Annotated in this window: 15 protein-coding genes; 13 read left to right on the plus strand and 2 right to left on the minus strand. The window is 70.0% G+C overall.

The window, feature by feature from the left end:
* Positions 1-212 precede the first annotated feature (212 nt).
* Positions 213-389 (plus strand): hypothetical protein, encoded by a 177-nt coding sequence (locus tag N1028_RS18385; RefSeq protein WP_259530937.1) that lies wholly within the window; start codon positions 213-215, stop codon positions 387-389.
* 19 nt (positions 390-408) lie between these two features.
* Here N1028_RS18385 and N1028_RS18390 read toward each other — a convergent pair whose 3' ends face one another.
* Positions 409-630: a hypothetical protein gene (locus tag N1028_RS18390; protein WP_259530939.1), complete on the minus strand. Its 222-nt coding sequence runs from the start codon at positions 628-630 to the stop codon at positions 409-411.
* Positions 631-902: 272 nt separating this feature from the next.
* Between N1028_RS18390 and N1028_RS18395 the strand changes: the two genes are divergently transcribed.
* The 4 genes from N1028_RS18395 to N1028_RS18410 are packed head-to-tail and all read left to right on the plus strand — an operon-like array spanning position 903 to position 5,585.
* Positions 903-3,266: a xanthine dehydrogenase family protein molybdopterin-binding subunit gene (locus N1028_RS18395; RefSeq protein WP_259530940.1), complete on the plus strand. Its 2,364-nt coding sequence runs from the start codon at positions 903-905 to the stop codon at positions 3,264-3,266.
* The gene (locus N1028_RS18400) at positions 3,263-4,075 is read left to right on the plus strand and encodes an FAD binding domain-containing protein (RefSeq protein ID WP_259530943.1); all 813 of its coding nucleotides are present in this window, start codon (positions 3,263-3,265) and stop codon (positions 4,073-4,075) included. The genes N1028_RS18395 and N1028_RS18400 overlap by 4 nt, the downstream gene beginning before the upstream one ends.
* Complete coding sequence (locus tag N1028_RS18405; protein ID WP_259530946.1) at positions 4,072-4,545, plus strand: (2Fe-2S)-binding protein; 474 nt, start codon at positions 4,072-4,074, stop codon at positions 4,543-4,545. Before N1028_RS18400 ends, N1028_RS18405 begins: the two co-directional genes overlap by 4 nt.
* 38 nt (positions 4,546-4,583) lie before the next feature.
* Positions 4,584-5,585 (plus strand): helix-turn-helix domain-containing protein, encoded by a 1,002-nt coding sequence (locus N1028_RS18410; protein WP_259530948.1) that lies wholly within the window; start codon positions 4,584-4,586, stop codon positions 5,583-5,585.
* Positions 5,586-5,606: 21 nt separating this feature from the next.
* Here N1028_RS18410 and N1028_RS18415 read toward each other — a convergent pair whose 3' ends face one another.
* The gene (locus tag N1028_RS18415; protein ID WP_259530950.1) at positions 5,607-6,233 is read right to left on the minus strand and encodes a TetR/AcrR family transcriptional regulator; all 627 of its coding nucleotides are present in this window, start codon (positions 6,231-6,233) and stop codon (positions 5,607-5,609) included.
* Positions 6,234-6,316: 83 nt separating this feature from the next.
* Between N1028_RS18415 and N1028_RS18420 the strand changes: the two genes are divergently transcribed.
* Genes N1028_RS18420 through N1028_RS18455 form a run of 8 tightly spaced genes read left to right on the plus strand, consistent with a single transcriptional unit; the run spans position 6,317 to position 14,151 of the window.
* Positions 6,317-7,027 carry an ABC transporter ATP-binding protein gene (locus N1028_RS18420; protein WP_259530951.1) on the plus strand — a complete coding sequence of 237 codons (711 nt, stop codon included), beginning with the start codon at positions 6,317-6,319 and terminating at the stop codon, positions 7,025-7,027.
* Positions 7,028-7,029: 2 nt separating this feature from the next.
* On the plus strand, positions 7,030-7,767 hold the full coding sequence (locus N1028_RS18425) for an ABC transporter ATP-binding protein (protein WP_259530952.1): 738 nt from the start codon (positions 7,030-7,032) through the stop codon (positions 7,765-7,767).
* 9 nt (positions 7,768-7,776) lie between these two features.
* The gene (locus N1028_RS18430; RefSeq protein WP_259530953.1) at positions 7,777-8,658 is read left to right on the plus strand and encodes a branched-chain amino acid ABC transporter permease; all 882 of its coding nucleotides are present in this window, start codon (positions 7,777-7,779) and stop codon (positions 8,656-8,658) included.
* Positions 8,651-9,694 carry a branched-chain amino acid ABC transporter permease gene (locus N1028_RS18435; protein WP_259530954.1) on the plus strand — a complete coding sequence of 348 codons (1,044 nt, stop codon included), beginning with the start codon at positions 8,651-8,653 and terminating at the stop codon, positions 9,692-9,694. Before N1028_RS18430 ends, N1028_RS18435 begins: the two co-directional genes overlap by 8 nt.
* Positions 9,691-11,043: an ABC transporter substrate-binding protein gene (locus N1028_RS18440; RefSeq protein WP_259530956.1), complete on the plus strand. Its 1,353-nt coding sequence runs from the start codon at positions 9,691-9,693 to the stop codon at positions 11,041-11,043. The genes N1028_RS18435 and N1028_RS18440 overlap by 4 nt, the downstream gene beginning before the upstream one ends.
* A complete protein-coding gene (locus N1028_RS18445) occupies positions 11,040-12,428 on the plus strand; it encodes an amidohydrolase family protein (protein ID WP_259530957.1) in 1,389 nt (462 codons plus the stop codon). Before N1028_RS18440 ends, N1028_RS18445 begins: the two co-directional genes overlap by 4 nt.
* Complete coding sequence (locus N1028_RS18450) at positions 12,425-13,618, plus strand: fumarylacetoacetate hydrolase family protein (RefSeq protein WP_259530958.1); 1,194 nt, start codon at positions 12,425-12,427, stop codon at positions 13,616-13,618. Before N1028_RS18445 ends, N1028_RS18450 begins: the two co-directional genes overlap by 4 nt.
* On the plus strand, positions 13,615-14,151 hold the full coding sequence (locus N1028_RS18455; RefSeq protein WP_259530959.1) for a cupin domain-containing protein: 537 nt from the start codon (positions 13,615-13,617) through the stop codon (positions 14,149-14,151). Before N1028_RS18450 ends, N1028_RS18455 begins: the two co-directional genes overlap by 4 nt.
* Positions 14,152-14,237 lie beyond the last annotated feature (86 nt).

Consider the following 14,237-nt stretch of genomic DNA (forward strand, 5'->3'; position numbering starts at 1 on the left):
CAAACGCCTCATCGCCCGCGAAATCTACTACGTCATCACCACTAGACATCCATAGGAGCATCCGAGCCAATAACTCGCCCGAAAGACCCACCCCGCGTCGCGCCGGTCTGCGCGGAGGGGGAGTCTCGGCTCTCCGTCGCCAGACGGATGTGCCGAGCCGGCGGGCTCCCTAGCCTCTAAGCAGAACCACTCAGAAGCGGAGGGGAATCCGTGTGACCAGTGCATCGATCTCGACCCTGTACCGCGTCGCGGCCGCCATGACGGTCGTCGTCGCCGTCGCCTTCATGATCTTCGGGCTCGTCATCCAGAACTGGGCGGTCCTGGGCGTGTTCGCGGTCATAGGGATCGCGGGGCTCAGTGTGTGGCCGGCGGCCGCCCGGAAACCCTGACCGTGCTCGTCGCTCCGGCTCACCCCTGGGCGAGACGGGCCTCCAGGGCGGCCAGGCGCTGCTCGAGATACTGGATGTAGTCGACGAAGTAGGCGGTCTTGGCGTCGAGTCGGTCAAGACGGGGGCCGGTGATGCTCTGGTCGTAGTGCCACGGCGACCGCAGCGGGTGCTCGGCGTCGATCGCGGCGATCGACGCTCGGAACAGGTCGGGATTCGGGCCACTGGTGTCGAAGCTCATCATGCGGTCAGTGTAGGGCGGACGGCCGTCCTCGACGAGCTCCTCAGATAGAGCCGGACCCGGAGCAGGTGACACGCGCGATGTGGCGGTCGATCTCAGGTGTCGTGGCTCGACGGGGTGACGGACGAGAACATGTGCGGGCCTTTCTCGGTGGGCGGAATAGGTCCACTGCACCACATGACGCTGCGGCAGGTGCAACCCCCCGTGCGCGAACTCCGACCTGCCCGTGCGCGAATGCGGTCGGCCGGGCGCCGGGGCGGCCGTAGCGTGCGGGGATGTACATCGGAGAGCGCGTCGAAGGGCGCAACAACAGGCTCGTCGTGGCGGGAGCCGGCACCTACGTCGACGACGTGCGCCCTGAGGGATGCCTCGTGCTGGCCATCCTGCGAAGCCCGCACCCGCACGCCCGCATCCGCCGCATCGACGTCACGGCGGCCGAAGGGCGCGACGATGTCGAGTTGGTGCTCACCGGCGAGAGCCTGCTCGCCGCGGGAATCGCCATCCCCCCGAGCGGCTCCTACGCCAACTTCACGCCCCGCATGACCGTGAAGCACCCGCTCGCGGTGGGCAAGGTGCGCTACGTGGGCGAGCCCGTCGCCGCGGTGGTGGCGCACGACCTCGTAGGGGCACGGGCCGCGCTCGATGCCCTCATGGTCGACTACGAGGTGCTCCCGTCGGTGGGCAACGCCCTGCTCGCGCTGGAGCCCGGTGCCCCGCGGGTCGAAGACGAGTGGCCCGACAACGTGATGGTGGAGTACCCGTTCGAGAAGGGCGACCCGGCCGCGGTGCTGGGTGCCACGGAGCCCTCCCGCATCCGCCGGGGCACCCTCGTGTGCAACCGCATCGCCTCGACCCCGCTCGAGGGGCGCGGGCTCGTGGCCGACTACGATCCGCACCGGCGCTACCTCACCTGCTGGGCGTCGACCCAGTCGCCGCACATCCTGCGCACGCTGCTGGCCGGTGCGCTCGACCTGCCCGACTCGTCGATCCGGGTCATCCAGCCGAACGTCGGGGGTGCCTTCGGCGGCAAGATCCCGATGTTCCCCGAAGACATCGTCACCGCTCATGCGGCCATCGTGCTCAAGCGACCCGTGAAGTGGATCGAGCAGCGCCACGAGTACCTCCCCGCGGGCGGCCACTCGCGCGACGTGCGCTGCGACTACGAGGTGGCGTTCGCCGCCGACGGCCGCATCACGGCTCTCACCACCGAGCTCATCGCCGACATCGGCGCCCAGTCGACGTTCCTGGGGTGGCTCATGGCCATCGTGAGCGCAGGCTGCATCCCCGGCTCCTACAAGGTCGACGACGTGCGGGTGCGGCTGCGCTGCGTGGTGAGCAATCGCGGGCCGTGGCAGGCCTATCGCGGCTACGGCAAGGAGGTGTCGGCGTTCTTCCTCGAGCGCATCCTCGACGAGGTGGCGGATGCCGTGGGCAGGCCGCGCGACGAGGTGCGGGAGCGCAACTTCCTCACCCCCGACGTGTTCCCCTACGAGCAGCCGTCGGGCTGGATCACCGACTCCGGCGACTACTCCGGCACCCTGGCCAAAGTGAAGGATCTGATCGGCTGGGAGGGGTTCGCCGCACGCAAGGCAGCGGCCCGCGCCGGGGGCCGCCGCCTCGGCATCGGCATCGGCCACGAGCTCACCCCCGAGGGCTCGTCGCGACCCGACAGCCTGCTGAGCGGAACCGACTCGGCGACGGTGAAGATGAGTCCGCACGGCGACGTGACGGTGCTCACCGGGGTGACTTCGCCCGGCACGGGCAACGAGACGGGGATCGCGCAGATCGTGGCCGACTGCCTCGGCGCCTCGCTCGACCGGGTGCGGGTGGTGCAGGGCGACACCGAGCTGTGCCCGCACGGCAACGGCAACTACAGCTCGCGCAGCCTCACCTTCGGCGGCAGCTCGGCGCACCTCGCGGCACTCGTGGTGCACGACAAGATCCGTCGAGTGGGCGCGAGCATGCTCGACGTCGCTCCGGGCGAGGTGCGCCTCGACGGTCACCGGGTGATCGCACCCTCGGGCGCCGAGGTGGGTTTCGGGGCGGTCGCCGCCACCATCTACCGCTCACCTCATGCCCGGCACATGGAGGGCGTCGAGCCAGGGCTCGAGGTGACGCGCACGTTCAAGATGGACAACGTGCACCACCAGCCCGAGAAGGACGGCAGGTACAACCAGTACCCCACGTGGTCGTTCTCGACCGCGGCCTGCATCGTGGAGGTCGACGAGGAGACGGGGGTGGTGCGCATCGAGAAGTTCGCCCTCGTGCACGATTCGGGCATGGTGGTGAACCCGCTACTGGCCGAGGCCCAGCTGCACGGCGCCATCACCCAGGGCATCGGCGCCAGTCTCTACGAGGAGATCCGCTACGACGATGCGGGTCTTCCGCAGAACCTCACCCTGCGCGAGTACACCCTCCCCGGCATGCGCGAGAGCGTCGACATCGTGCTCGGCCACCAGAGCACGCCGTCGCCGTTCACCATGATGGGAATGAAGGGCGTGGGCGAATCCGGCATCAGCGCACCTGCGCCGGCCATCGCCTCGGCGATCGAAGACGCACTCAGCGACCTCGGCGTGCGGCTCACCGAGGTGCCTTTCACGCCCGCCCGGGTGTGGGCCGCCATCCAGGAGGCGCGATGAGCCCCCTCACCGCCGAGGCCGTGTTCGTCGCCCCGCGCACCCTCCCCGAGGTCTACACGGCACTGGAGGCGTTGGGTCCGGCGGCGACGCTGCTGAGCGGTGGGATGAGCCTGATGCCGATGCTCAACCGGGGGATCGGCCCCCGCGATGCCATCGTGTCGCTCGGCCGCGTCGACGGTCTCGCCGAGGTCACGCTGAGGGGCGGTCGACTCAGCATCGGGGCGACCGCCACGCACACCGCCATCGCCCGGCATCCCCTCGTGGCCCGCAGCGCCGGGGTGCTCGCCACGGCGGCCGGCGGCATCGGCGACCTCCAGGTGCGCAACCGCGGCACCATCGGCGGAGCCGTGGCCCACGGCAACGCCGGTGCCGACTACCTCACGGTGCTCAGCGCCCTCGAGGCGACGGTGGTGATCGGTGGTTCGGCGGGGGAGCGCCGTGCCGCGCTCGGCGACTTCGTGCTCGGTCTGCGCTCCACCGACCTGCGGCACGGCGAGGTGGTGACGGCTGTGGAGGTCGACGGGAGCGCTCCGGATGCCGCGGCGTTCCTGAGGTACCACCGGGTGCAGGGCGCCGCCCCCACCATCACGGCAGCGGCCGTCATCCGTGACGATCGCACCGTGCTCGCCATCGGTGGAGCGACGCCCACGCCGACCGTGGTGCGCGTCTCGAGCGTCGAGCAGGCACTCGCCGCGGTCGATGCCGCCTGTGCGGCGAACCCTCTCGGCGACGCGCACAACCCGCCCGACTACCGCCGCGCGATGGCCGCGGTCCACACCCGCCGCGTGCTCGAGGAGGCAGCAGCATGATCGACATCGAACTCACCCTCAACGGCCGGCCGCGCCGGCTCGCCGTCGACCCCCGGGAGTCTCTCGTCGACGCCCTGCGCGAACGAGCACGCCTCACCGGTGCGCACGTCGGCTGCCGCACGGCGAGCTGCGGGGCCTGCACGGTGGAACTCGACGGCAACACGGTCAAGTCGTGCTGCGTGCTCGCGGCCGAAGCCGACGGCCGCGCCGTGCGCACCGTCGAGAACGGAGCCGAACCGGGCGAGCTCGACGACGTGCAGGTGGCGTTCGCGGAGGCTCAGGGCATGCAGTGCGGCTACTGCACCCCCGGCATGGTGGTGTCGGTGCGCAACCTGCTCGACCGCATCGCCGACCCCGACGACGACGAGATCACACGTGGGCTCGCCGGCAACCTCTGCCGGTGCACCGGCTACGTCAACATCCTGAAGGCGGTTCGGCTCGTGCGCGACCGCAGGCTCGGCCGGGTGTGACGAGGCCGGCGGGAGGCCGCGTGGTCTAGCATCGGGGCATGTCGATGCCGACCTTCGCCGCACGGCCCGCCGGGGGCGGCCCGAGGGAGCCCGAACGCTTTCGGGCCGACACGGTGGGGATCGACCCGGCGGCCCGCGCGGAGTACTGGCACGAGATCGTGACCTCCGCCCACACGCGCCTGAACGCCACGTTCGCCGGATCGGGCGGCGACCGCCGCGACTACCACGGCCGGCTCACCTACACCCGCTCGCGCTCCGGTCAGATCGCGCGCTGGTCGGCCCGGGAGCCCCTCAACCTGGTGCGCACCGACACCGACGACGAGCGCCCGCTCCACCAGGTGCTCGTTCCCCTGCGCGGCAGTCTCTTCAAGGGGCAGGGCTCGAACGAGGCCTTCTGCTCCCCGGGGCAGCTCACCGTCATCGACCAGGCCCGACCCTACGTCTACGACCAGCGCGAACCGCTCACAGCCGTGATGCTCACCGTGCCGAGCGACCGCCTGCGCGCCGCGGTCGGCGGCGACCCGCCCACCGCGACCACCGTCGACGTGCGGTCGGGGATAGGCCGGCTCTTCGTGCGCACCCTGGTGGCCGCCTCCTCCGACACCACGATGACCGAGGCACAGTTCGACCTCGTGTGCCGCCAGCTCACAGAGCTCACGGGCGCCTTCGTGCAGCCCGAGCGGATGCCGGGATCCTCGCCCGGCCGGGCGGCCGCCTACCGCGCGGCGCTCGCCTACATCGACGCTCATCTCGACGAGATGACACTCTCCCTCGACGAGGTCGCCCGCGTGGTGCGAGCGTCGCCGCGCTATGTGCAGCTCGTGTTCCGGGAGAACGGCACCACCGTGCGCGCGGAGATCCGCCGCAGGCGACTGGAGCGGGCACGCCGTCTGCTCGAGTCGCCGGGTTCCGCGCCGGCCACGATCGCCGGGGTCGCGCACGCCAGCGGCTTCGGCAGCGCCGGCGTGTTCAGCGCTCAGTTCAAGGCCGAGTTCGGCCTGTCGCCCGCCGAGGCGCGAGCGCGGAGCATCGTGCGCTGACACCGGGCGGGGCCGGGTGCTCTACCGGCTCCGGCTCGGGTTCTCCACCGAGCGTCGGACGACTCCGATGCATCGTTCGGGCCAATCGCCCGGCTGGCCCTCACCGCCGATGTAGCTCGCGTAGTAGTAGCCCACCATCATATTGAGCAGCAGGTCGACGTCGATGCCGGCCGGCAGCACGCCCTCGTCGATGCCCCGGGCGAACACGGCACGGATGCGATCGCGTCGCGCCTTGGCGACGTGCTCGCGGTAGAGCGCGATCATCGCCGGCTCTTGCTCCTCGTGCGCCAGGAGCGTGCCGATGATGCTGATGCCGTGGCCGCGGCTGAGCGCGTGGTCGAACAGCTTCAGCTCGGCCAGCAGCGCCTTCCAGACATCCGGCTCCGTGGTGGGCGGATCGTCGCTCGCCATCGTGGCGATGCTCGCCGTGGCGAGCTCGATCTTGGTGCGCCAGCGGCGGTAGATGGTGGGCTTGCTCACCCCGGCACGCTCCGCCACGGCATCCATGCTCATCGCCGCGTAGCCCTCGGAGGAGAGCACTGCAAGGGCGGCGTGCAGAATGCGGTCGCCCACCTCGGCGTCGCGCGGCCGCCCCGGCCCACGCCTGCCCGAATTCGTCTGCGTCTCGCTTGACGTCTGCCCGTCCATGCATCTACTGTAATGGAAATCAATTACGATACGGTGTAGTAAACATATTGATCCCGAACAACGATCCCCTGGAGCCGCATCCCATGCTCAGAGTCGAGCACCTCTCCCTCGCCTTCCGGGGCGTCCGAGCCTTGCGCGATGTCAGCTTCGACGTGGCGGGCGGCAGCATCACCGCGCTCATCGGCCCGAACGGCGCCGGCAAGACCACGCTGTTCAACTGCGTCAACCGCATCGTCGACTCCGACTCGGGGGCCATCTTCTTGGACGGGCACGACGTCACGCGGGCCCGCGCTCCGCAGCTGGCGCGTCTCGGCGTCGCCCGCACCTTCCAGCACGCCGCCCTCTTCTCATCGCTCACGGTCGCGGGGAACGTGCGCGCCGGTCGTGACCTGGCCCGCCGGGCAGGCCGGGTCGAATCCGCTCCGAGCGTCGATGATACGCTCGCCCTGCTCGATCTGGGCGACGTGGCCGACCGGTCGACCGATGGCCTCCCCCTCGGCACCAAGAAGCGCGTCGAGATCGCTCGTGCCCTCGCCAGCGCACCGCGCATGCTGCTGCTCGACGAGCCCGCCGGCGGGTTGACCCACGAAGAGGTGGATGAGATGCGGCAGCTGCTCATCACGGTGAAGGACGAGCTCGGCCTCACCATCCTGCTCGTGGAGCACCACGTGACCATGGTGATGACGATGAGCGACCACGTGGTGGTGATGTCGTCGGGCGAGGTCATCGCCGACGGCCTTCCCGCCGAGGTGCGCTCCGACCCGCGCGTGATCAGCGCCTATCTGGGGAGCTGACCATGACGACGACTCGCGATTCCGCACCCACCCTGCTCGAGGTGAACGACCTGCACGCGCGCTACGGCGACGCTCGGGTGCTGCACGGCGTGAGCCTGCGCGTCGCCGAGGGCGAGGTGGTGGTGCTGCTCGGCGCGAACGGAGCAGGCAAGAGCACGCTCCTCAAGGCGCTCAGCGGGCTCGTCGACCGCAGCGGCGGAGTGACGTTCGACGGCGCCGACATCTCGGGCGAACCGAGCGCCCGCATCGTGCGCCGCGGGCTCGTGCTGGTGCCGGAAGGGCGGGGCACCTTCGCTGATCTGACGGTGGAGGAGAATCTCCGCCTCGGCGCCTACCCCACGGCGGCCACCCGCTCCGAGGTCGCCGCCTCGAGCGACGAGATCATGACGATGTTCCCCATCCTGGGGGAGCGCTCGACCCAGCGCGCCGGCCTGCTGAGCGGGGGAGAGCAGCAGATGCTCGCCATCGGTCGGGCTCTCATGGCGAGGCCGCGCATGCTGCTGCTCGACGAGCCATCGCTCGGGCTCGCCCCCGCTGTCACGAAAAGCGTGTTCGAGACCCTGCGCACGCTCCACGAAGAGAGAGGTCTGAGTCTCCTGATCGTCGAACAGAACGCCGAGCTGAGCCTCGGCATCGCCGACTACGCCTACGTCATCGAGGCGGGTCTCATCCGCGTGGATGGCCCGGCCCGTTCTATCCGCGACAACGAAGGCCTTCGTCGCGCCTACCTGGGATACTGAGGCCGCCCGATGCTCATCATGCAACTTCTCGTCGACGGGGTCGGCAAGGGCGCCATCTACGCGGCCCTCGCTCTCGCGATCGTCGTGTGCCATCGCAGCACCGGCCTCATCAACTTCGCCCAGGGCGAGTTCGCCACCCTCTCCGCCATGCTCACGGCCGTGCTCACCGCCTCCGGCATCCCGGTCTGGTTCTCGCTCGGCATCGCCGTGGTGGTCTCCTTCATCGGCGGTGCGCTCATCCAGTTCGTCGTGGTGCGGCCCACCCTCAAGCGCCCCCACCTGGTGCAGATCATGATCACCATCGGCCTCTACATCTGCGCGAACGCCGTGGGGCAGATCGTGTTCGGACCCACGCCGAGACCGCTCGACCCCCTCTTCCCGGCGGGCGGCTTCTCCCTCGTGGGCATCCGCATCTCATGGGACCTGGTGGGAGTCGTGCTGCTGCAGGCCCTCGTCATCACCGCTCTCACCCTGTTCTTCTCGCGCACCAAGGCGGGTCTCGGCTTCCGTGCCGTGGCCACCGCGCCGGCCGCCAGCCGGGTGGTGGGCATCCGGGTGGAGCGGATGCACATGGTCGGCTGGGGCATCGCCGCCGCCCTCGGCGCCGTAGCGGGCGTGAGCCTCACCAACCTCGGAGTGTATGTGGAGCCCTCGATGATGACCCCTGTTCTCGTCTTCTCTCTCGCCGCCGTGACCATTGGAGGTTTCGACTCGGCGATCGGCGCGATCGTGGGAGGCGTGGTGATGGGTGTCGTGGAGACGTTCGCCACGAGCCTCATCCCGGGTCTCTCCGGCGACGCGGGCATGCTCGTGTCGCTCGTGGTGATCGTGGCCATCCTGCTGGTGCGGCCCCAGGGCATCTTCGGCCGGGAGCGGGTCGCCCGTGTCTGAGCCCACCCGTTCCACCAGGCTGCGACCATCCGGTCGGCGCGCCATCGGCGCAGCCGTCGTCAACCTCATCGTCATCGCGGCGCTGGTGGCGATCCCGCTGTTCTTCGAACCGTTCCGGGTCACCCAGTTCACCCAGATACTCGTGGTCGCCCTCGCCGTGATGGGCCTCAACCTGCTCACCGGGTTCACCGGGCAGATCTCGGTGGGTCACTCCGCGTTCTTCGGCTTCGGCGCCTACTCCGTCGGGGTCATCATGGCGAACACGGATGCGCCGATGCCCGTCGCCCTCGCCGCCGGCACAGCGATCGGCGCTCTCGCCGGGGCCGTGATCGGACTGCCCTCGCTGCGCATCAAAGACACCTCGCTCGCCATCGTCACCCTCGTGTTCGGAGCGTCGTTCCCCGCCCTGGTGAACATGTTCACAGGTCTGACCGGAGGAACGCAGGGGCTGCGGGTCGAGCGCATCTCGCCGGCCGAGGACTTCCCGTTCGCCGCCGATCAGACCCGCTATTACGTGGTGCTGTGTGCCGTGCTCGTGGTGGCGGCCTGCGTGCTGCTGCTCGACCGCAGCCGAACGGGCCGCGAGCTGCGGGCGCTCGGCGACAACGAGATCGCCGCCGTCACCTTCGGGGTGAACGCGCCGCGCCTGCGCATCGGGGTGTTCACCGCCAGCGCGGCCATCACCGCTCTCGCGGGAGGGCTGTTCGCCGTCACCAACGGGTTCATCTCCTCGGGCACGAGCTTCGTCACCATCCTCGGATCGATCGAGTTCCTCACCGCCCTCGTCATCGGCGGGCGGGCCATCCTGATCGGGCCGCTGCTCGGCGCCGCCATCGCCCAGCTGCTGCCCGCCCAGCTCGGCCAGGAGTCGCCTGAACTGGCGCACCTGGTGTACGGCGTCGTGCTCATCGTCATCCTCCTGCTCGCCCCCGGCGGTCTCACCGGCCTTCGCCCGAGCACCTGGTTCCGGTCGCGCGGCCCCGAGCTCCCTCCCCTCCCCACCACAGCACCTCCCACGAAAGGAAGCACCGCATGAACGCACCATCGCGCGGAACCAACGGCGGTTCCCGACGCGTCGCCATGACGCTCGCCGGCATCACCACCATCGGAATCCTGCTCGCCGGCTGCTCGGCCCGCGTCGGCACCGACACGGCGACCGACGGAGCGACGGAAGGCGCCACGAGCGACCTCACCGCCGACTGCCTGCAGTACGAGCCCACCACCGGCATCACCGACGACTCGATCAAGGTCGGCACCAGCCTCCCCATCACCGGCCCCCTCGCCACCGCGGGCACCTCGCGCTTCGGCACCCAGGCCTATTTCGACTACGTCAACGACAACGGCGGGATCGACGGGCGCACGATCGACTTCGTCGTGCGCGACGACGCGTACGACCCGTCGAAGACCACCACCAACGTGAACGAGCTCGTGAACGACGAGAAGGTGTTCGCCATGGTGTCGCTGCTCGGCACCGCCAACGTGCTCGCAGTGCAGCAGGACCTCCAGGACAATTGCATCCCCAACCTGCTGGTGCAGACCGGTGCGCCCGTGGTGTCGACGCCCGAGCAGACCTGGACCGTTCCGCAGTTCCCCACCTACACCCTCGAGGCCGAGGCGCTCGCGGCCGCCGCGGAGGCCTCCGGCGTGAAGACGGTGTCGATCATCTCGCAGAACGACGACTTCGGTAAGGCCTACGTCGAGGGCCTCACCGGAGCGCTCGAGGGCACCGACATCACCGTCACCAAGCAGCTGACCTACGACGTGGGCGCCCCGTCGATCGACTCGCAGATCACCCAGCTGGCCGACGACGGAGCCGACGCGGTGCTCGTGGCGGCCCTCGGAACGAAGTGCCCGCAGATCTTCAACGGCATCAACGCCTCCGGCTGGACACCGCAGCTGCTCGCCGGCACGCTCTGCACCACGAAAGGCCTGCTCACCCTGCTCGAGCCGGGCGCCGGCGCGAACATGATCTCGACCGCCTGGTACAAGAGCCCCAGCGATCCGGCCTGGACCGACGACGAAGGGATGCAGACCTACCGCGACGCCATCGCGAAGTACACTCCCGAGGCCGACCCCAACGAGGACTTCGTGCTCGACGGGTGGCTGCTCGGCCAGGTGTTCGTCGACATCCTCGAGTCGTCGGACACGCTCGACCGGGCCGGAGTGATGGAGGCGGCGCGCAACGCCGACCTGCACGTCGACACCATGCTCGACGGCATCCAGTTCGTGACGAACGCCGACACTTTCGAGCCGATCGATTCGGTGCAGCTGCAGCGCTACGACGCCGACGGCAAGTCGATGGTGTTCATCGACCCCGAGACGGCCGAAGACCTGCCCTCCGGCGAGACGATGCTCACGAGCGGCATCGCGGGGTCGGGCGAGTGACGGCGGGCGCGCCCCGCCGGCCGGTGGCGATCGTCGGGGGAACCCTTCTCGACCCCGCCCACGGCGGCGACCCGGCGACAGGCGACGTGCTGATCGGAGCCGACGGGGTCATCGACGCCGTCGGCCCCCGGCTCGAGCCGCCCGCCGGCGCCGACGTCATCGACGCCCGGGGCGCGCTCGTTCTCCCAGGATTCGTCGACGCGCACCGCCACGCCTGGATGCCGGCGCTGCGCACCCTCAACGGCGACATGACCCTGCACGGCTACGTCCGCACCACCCGCAACCTGGTGATGCCGCACTACACGCCCGACGACGTGTACGTGGGCAACCTCGTGGGCTACTGGGACGCGCTCGACGCCGGGGTGACCACGATGGTCGACTTCTCGCACTGCCTCAACAGCCCCGACCACGTGCGGGCGGCCGCTACAGCCCTCGCAGAGGTGCCCATCCGGGCGCAGTTCGCGGTGGGCCTCAACGACGTGCCGGGCAAGGTGGGGGGCTTCGCATCGCTCCAGGCACGCATCGATGACTTCCGGGCACTGCTCGCCGACTCCGGTCTGCCCGAGCGGACGTCGTTGTGGATGAGTCTCTCCGATGTGACTCAGGCGGGCACCGCTCGCCTCCTCGAGGAGGTGCGGGCGGTGCGGGACGTCGGCGTGCCGATGACCTTGCACGGCCGCACCAAGATGCTGCGCACCCCGGTCTCCGAGATCAGGGCGCTGGCCGATGCCGGCCTGCTCGGCGACGACCTGCTCTGGGCTCACCTCGCCCAGGCCGACACCGAGGAGCTCACCCTGGTCGCTGACTCGGGAGGGCGTGTCGTGGCCGCGCCCGAAGACGAGCTGCAGATGGGAATGGGAATGCCGAAGATCCGCGAGTGGGAGGCCCTCGGGGGCCGGCCCGCGCTCGGGGTGTCGGTGGTGACCGCCGCCTCCGGCGACCTGTTCGGGCCTATGCGGCTCGCCCTGCAGACCATGCGCGCCCTCGACCACGAAGACGAGATGGCGCGCACCGGAACCTGGCCCGAGCAGGTGCGGCTCACCGCGCGCGACGCCGTGCGCTGGGCCACGGGAGACGGCGCCCACGCTGCGCTGCTCGAGGGTGTGACGGGATCACTCGCACCCGGCCTGAAGGGCGACGTGATCGTCATCCGCCCCGGCGTCTTCGCCCAGCCGGTGATCAATCCGTGGAGCACGGTCGTGGTGCAGTCGAACCGCAACGATGTGACGGATGTCGTCGTCGACGGCCTCGTGGTGAAACGCGGTGGAGTGCTCGACGTCGATCAGCGCATGCTCTCCTCCCGGCTCGCCCAGTCACATGACCGCATCATGGCGGCCGTCGACGCCGACGGCGGGCTCGGACGACAGGTCGTGCTGCCGTCATGAGCGTGCCCATCGCCTTCGGGTCGACCGGACACGGCGTCGCAGCCCGTCGCGGTGACACCGTACTCGACCTCGGCCGTGTGGCCAGGCACCTGTCGTCTCCGCACGAGGCGGTGCTCGCCGGGCCGACGCTCGACGCACTGCTCGCGGCCGGCCGGCCCACCTGGGACGCCGTCCGCGAGTCGGTCGAGGCGTGGTTCGACGACGCAGAGCTGGTGGAGCGGTTCGGCCATCCGATCGACGAGGTCGACGCCCGGCTGCCCTTCACCGTCGCCGACTACGTCGACTTCTTCTCGTCGCGCGAGCATGCCGAGAACCTCGGCCGCATCCTGCGCCCCGGCCAGCCCGCCCTGCAACCCAACTGGCTGAGCCTGCCCGTCGGCTACCACGGCCGGGCCGGCACGGTGGTGGCCTCCGGCACCCCCGTGGTGCGACCGAGCGGTCAACGTCCAGGCGGCCCTCTCGCTGCTGCGGGCGAATCGTCGTTCGGCCCGAGTCGCAAGCTCGACGTCGAGGTCGAGGTGGGGTTCGTAGTGGGTGGTTCGAGCGCACTCGGCAGCGCCGTCCCCACGTCGGCCTTCGAAGACGCGGTGTTCGGCGTCGTGCTGGTGAACGACTGGTCGGCGCGCGACATCCAGGCCTTCGAGTACGTGCCACTGGGCCCGATGCTCGCGAAGTCGTTCGCCACCTCGCTCTCGGCGTGGGTCTACCCGCTCGCGGCACTGGAGGCGGCCCGTGTGGCACCTCCTGCTCGGGAGAGGCCGATGCATCCGTATCTTCAGAGCGACCAGGAGTGGGGGCTCGACATCGAGCTCGAACTGGCCGTGAACGGCACCGTCGTGTCGAGACCCCGCTTCCGCGAGATGTACTGGACCCCCGACCAGCAGCTCGCGCACCTCACCGTTAACGGGGCGAGCATCCGCCCGGGCGATCTCTTCGCCTCGGGCACCGTGTCGTCGGCGTCGCCCGAGGGTTACGGATCGCTCATCGAGCTCACGCGCAACGGGGAGCAGCCGGTGAAGATCTCCTCCGGCGAGACCCGTGCGTTCCTGCTCGACGGCGACGAGGTGGTCATCACGGCCACCGCGCCCGCGCCGGGTGGAGGACGATTCTCGCTCGGCGACGTGCGCGGGCGCATCGTGCCCGCATCCGCCCCGCATCCCACCCTCCAATCGAAGGAAGAACACTCATGAACCACGTTCTGCCCATCCGGGTGATCGTCACCGAGAATGACGGCGGGGGTCGCTCCTACATCGGCTCCGACGGCGCGGCCACCGGCACCCACGTGCAACCGAACCGCCCCACCGCGCTCACCGACATCTGGCACATGGCCCAGGTGCCGACCGACCCGGCAGCGGACGGCTCGGCCTCGGCCGACCGGCCGTTCACGCTGTCGCCGCAGAAAGACGGCGTCGCGTTCCGGATCGTGCAGTTCGATCCGATGACGGCCGACGACTGGGCCCGACTCGACAGCCGCGAGGTGTTCGAGTCGATGAACGCCTCCGACGACCACGTCGGCGGCGAGCTCAGCCCGGTGATGCACCGCACGTCGACGGTGGACTTCGGCATCGTGCTGCAGGGTTCCATCACGATGGTGCTCGACAGCGGGCGGGTGGAGGTGAGCGCGGGCGACGTCATCGTGCAGAAGGCCACCAACCACGCCTGGGAGAACCACGGCGACAGCACGGCGGTTATCGCCTTCATCCTGGTGGATGCCTCGGAGTGAACCGGGTGGGTGAGGGCCTGGGCGGGTGCCACGAACAACGGCCCCGCACTCCAAGGGAGAAGCGCGGGGCCGCGGCCGGGCGGCGA

The sequence above is a fragment of the Herbiconiux oxytropis genome (assembly GCF_024979315.1).
Lineage (GTDB): Bacteria > Actinomycetota > Actinomycetes > Actinomycetales > Microbacteriaceae > Herbiconiux > Herbiconiux oxytropis.

Coding starts and splice junctions, on each gene's coding strand:
- N1028_RS18425 (WP_259530952.1), top strand. CDS start 7,030: ATGACGACGACTCGCGATTCCGCACCCACCCTGCTCGAGGTGAACGAC.
- N1028_RS18420 (WP_259530951.1), top strand. CDS start 6,317: ATGCTCAGAGTCGAGCACCTCTCCCTCGCCTTCCGGGGCGTCCGAGCC.
- N1028_RS18455 (WP_259530959.1), top strand. CDS start 13,615: ATGAACCACGTTCTGCCCATCCGGGTGATCGTCACCGAGAATGACGGC.
- N1028_RS18405 (WP_259530946.1), top strand. CDS start 4,072: ATGATCGACATCGAACTCACCCTCAACGGCCGGCCGCGCCGGCTCGCC.
- N1028_RS18410 (WP_259530948.1), top strand. CDS start 4,584: ATGTCGATGCCGACCTTCGCCGCACGGCCCGCCGGGGGCGGCCCGAGG.
- N1028_RS18400 (WP_259530943.1), top strand. CDS start 3,263: ATGAGCCCCCTCACCGCCGAGGCCGTGTTCGTCGCCCCGCGCACCCTC.
- N1028_RS18415 (WP_259530950.1), bottom strand. CDS start 6,233: ATGGACGGGCAGACGTCAAGCGAGACGCAGACGAATTCGGGCAGGCGT.
- N1028_RS18395 (WP_259530940.1), top strand. CDS start 903: ATGTACATCGGAGAGCGCGTCGAAGGGCGCAACAACAGGCTCGTCGTG.
- N1028_RS18430 (WP_259530953.1), top strand. CDS start 7,777: ATGCTCATCATGCAACTTCTCGTCGACGGGGTCGGCAAGGGCGCCATC.
- N1028_RS18450 (WP_259530958.1), top strand. CDS start 12,425: ATGAGCGTGCCCATCGCCTTCGGGTCGACCGGACACGGCGTCGCAGCC.
- N1028_RS18390 (WP_259530939.1), bottom strand. CDS start 630: ATGATGAGCTTCGACACCAGTGGCCCGAATCCCGACCTGTTCCGAGCG.
- N1028_RS18440 (WP_259530956.1), top strand. CDS start 9,691: ATGAACGCACCATCGCGCGGAACCAACGGCGGTTCCCGACGCGTCGCC.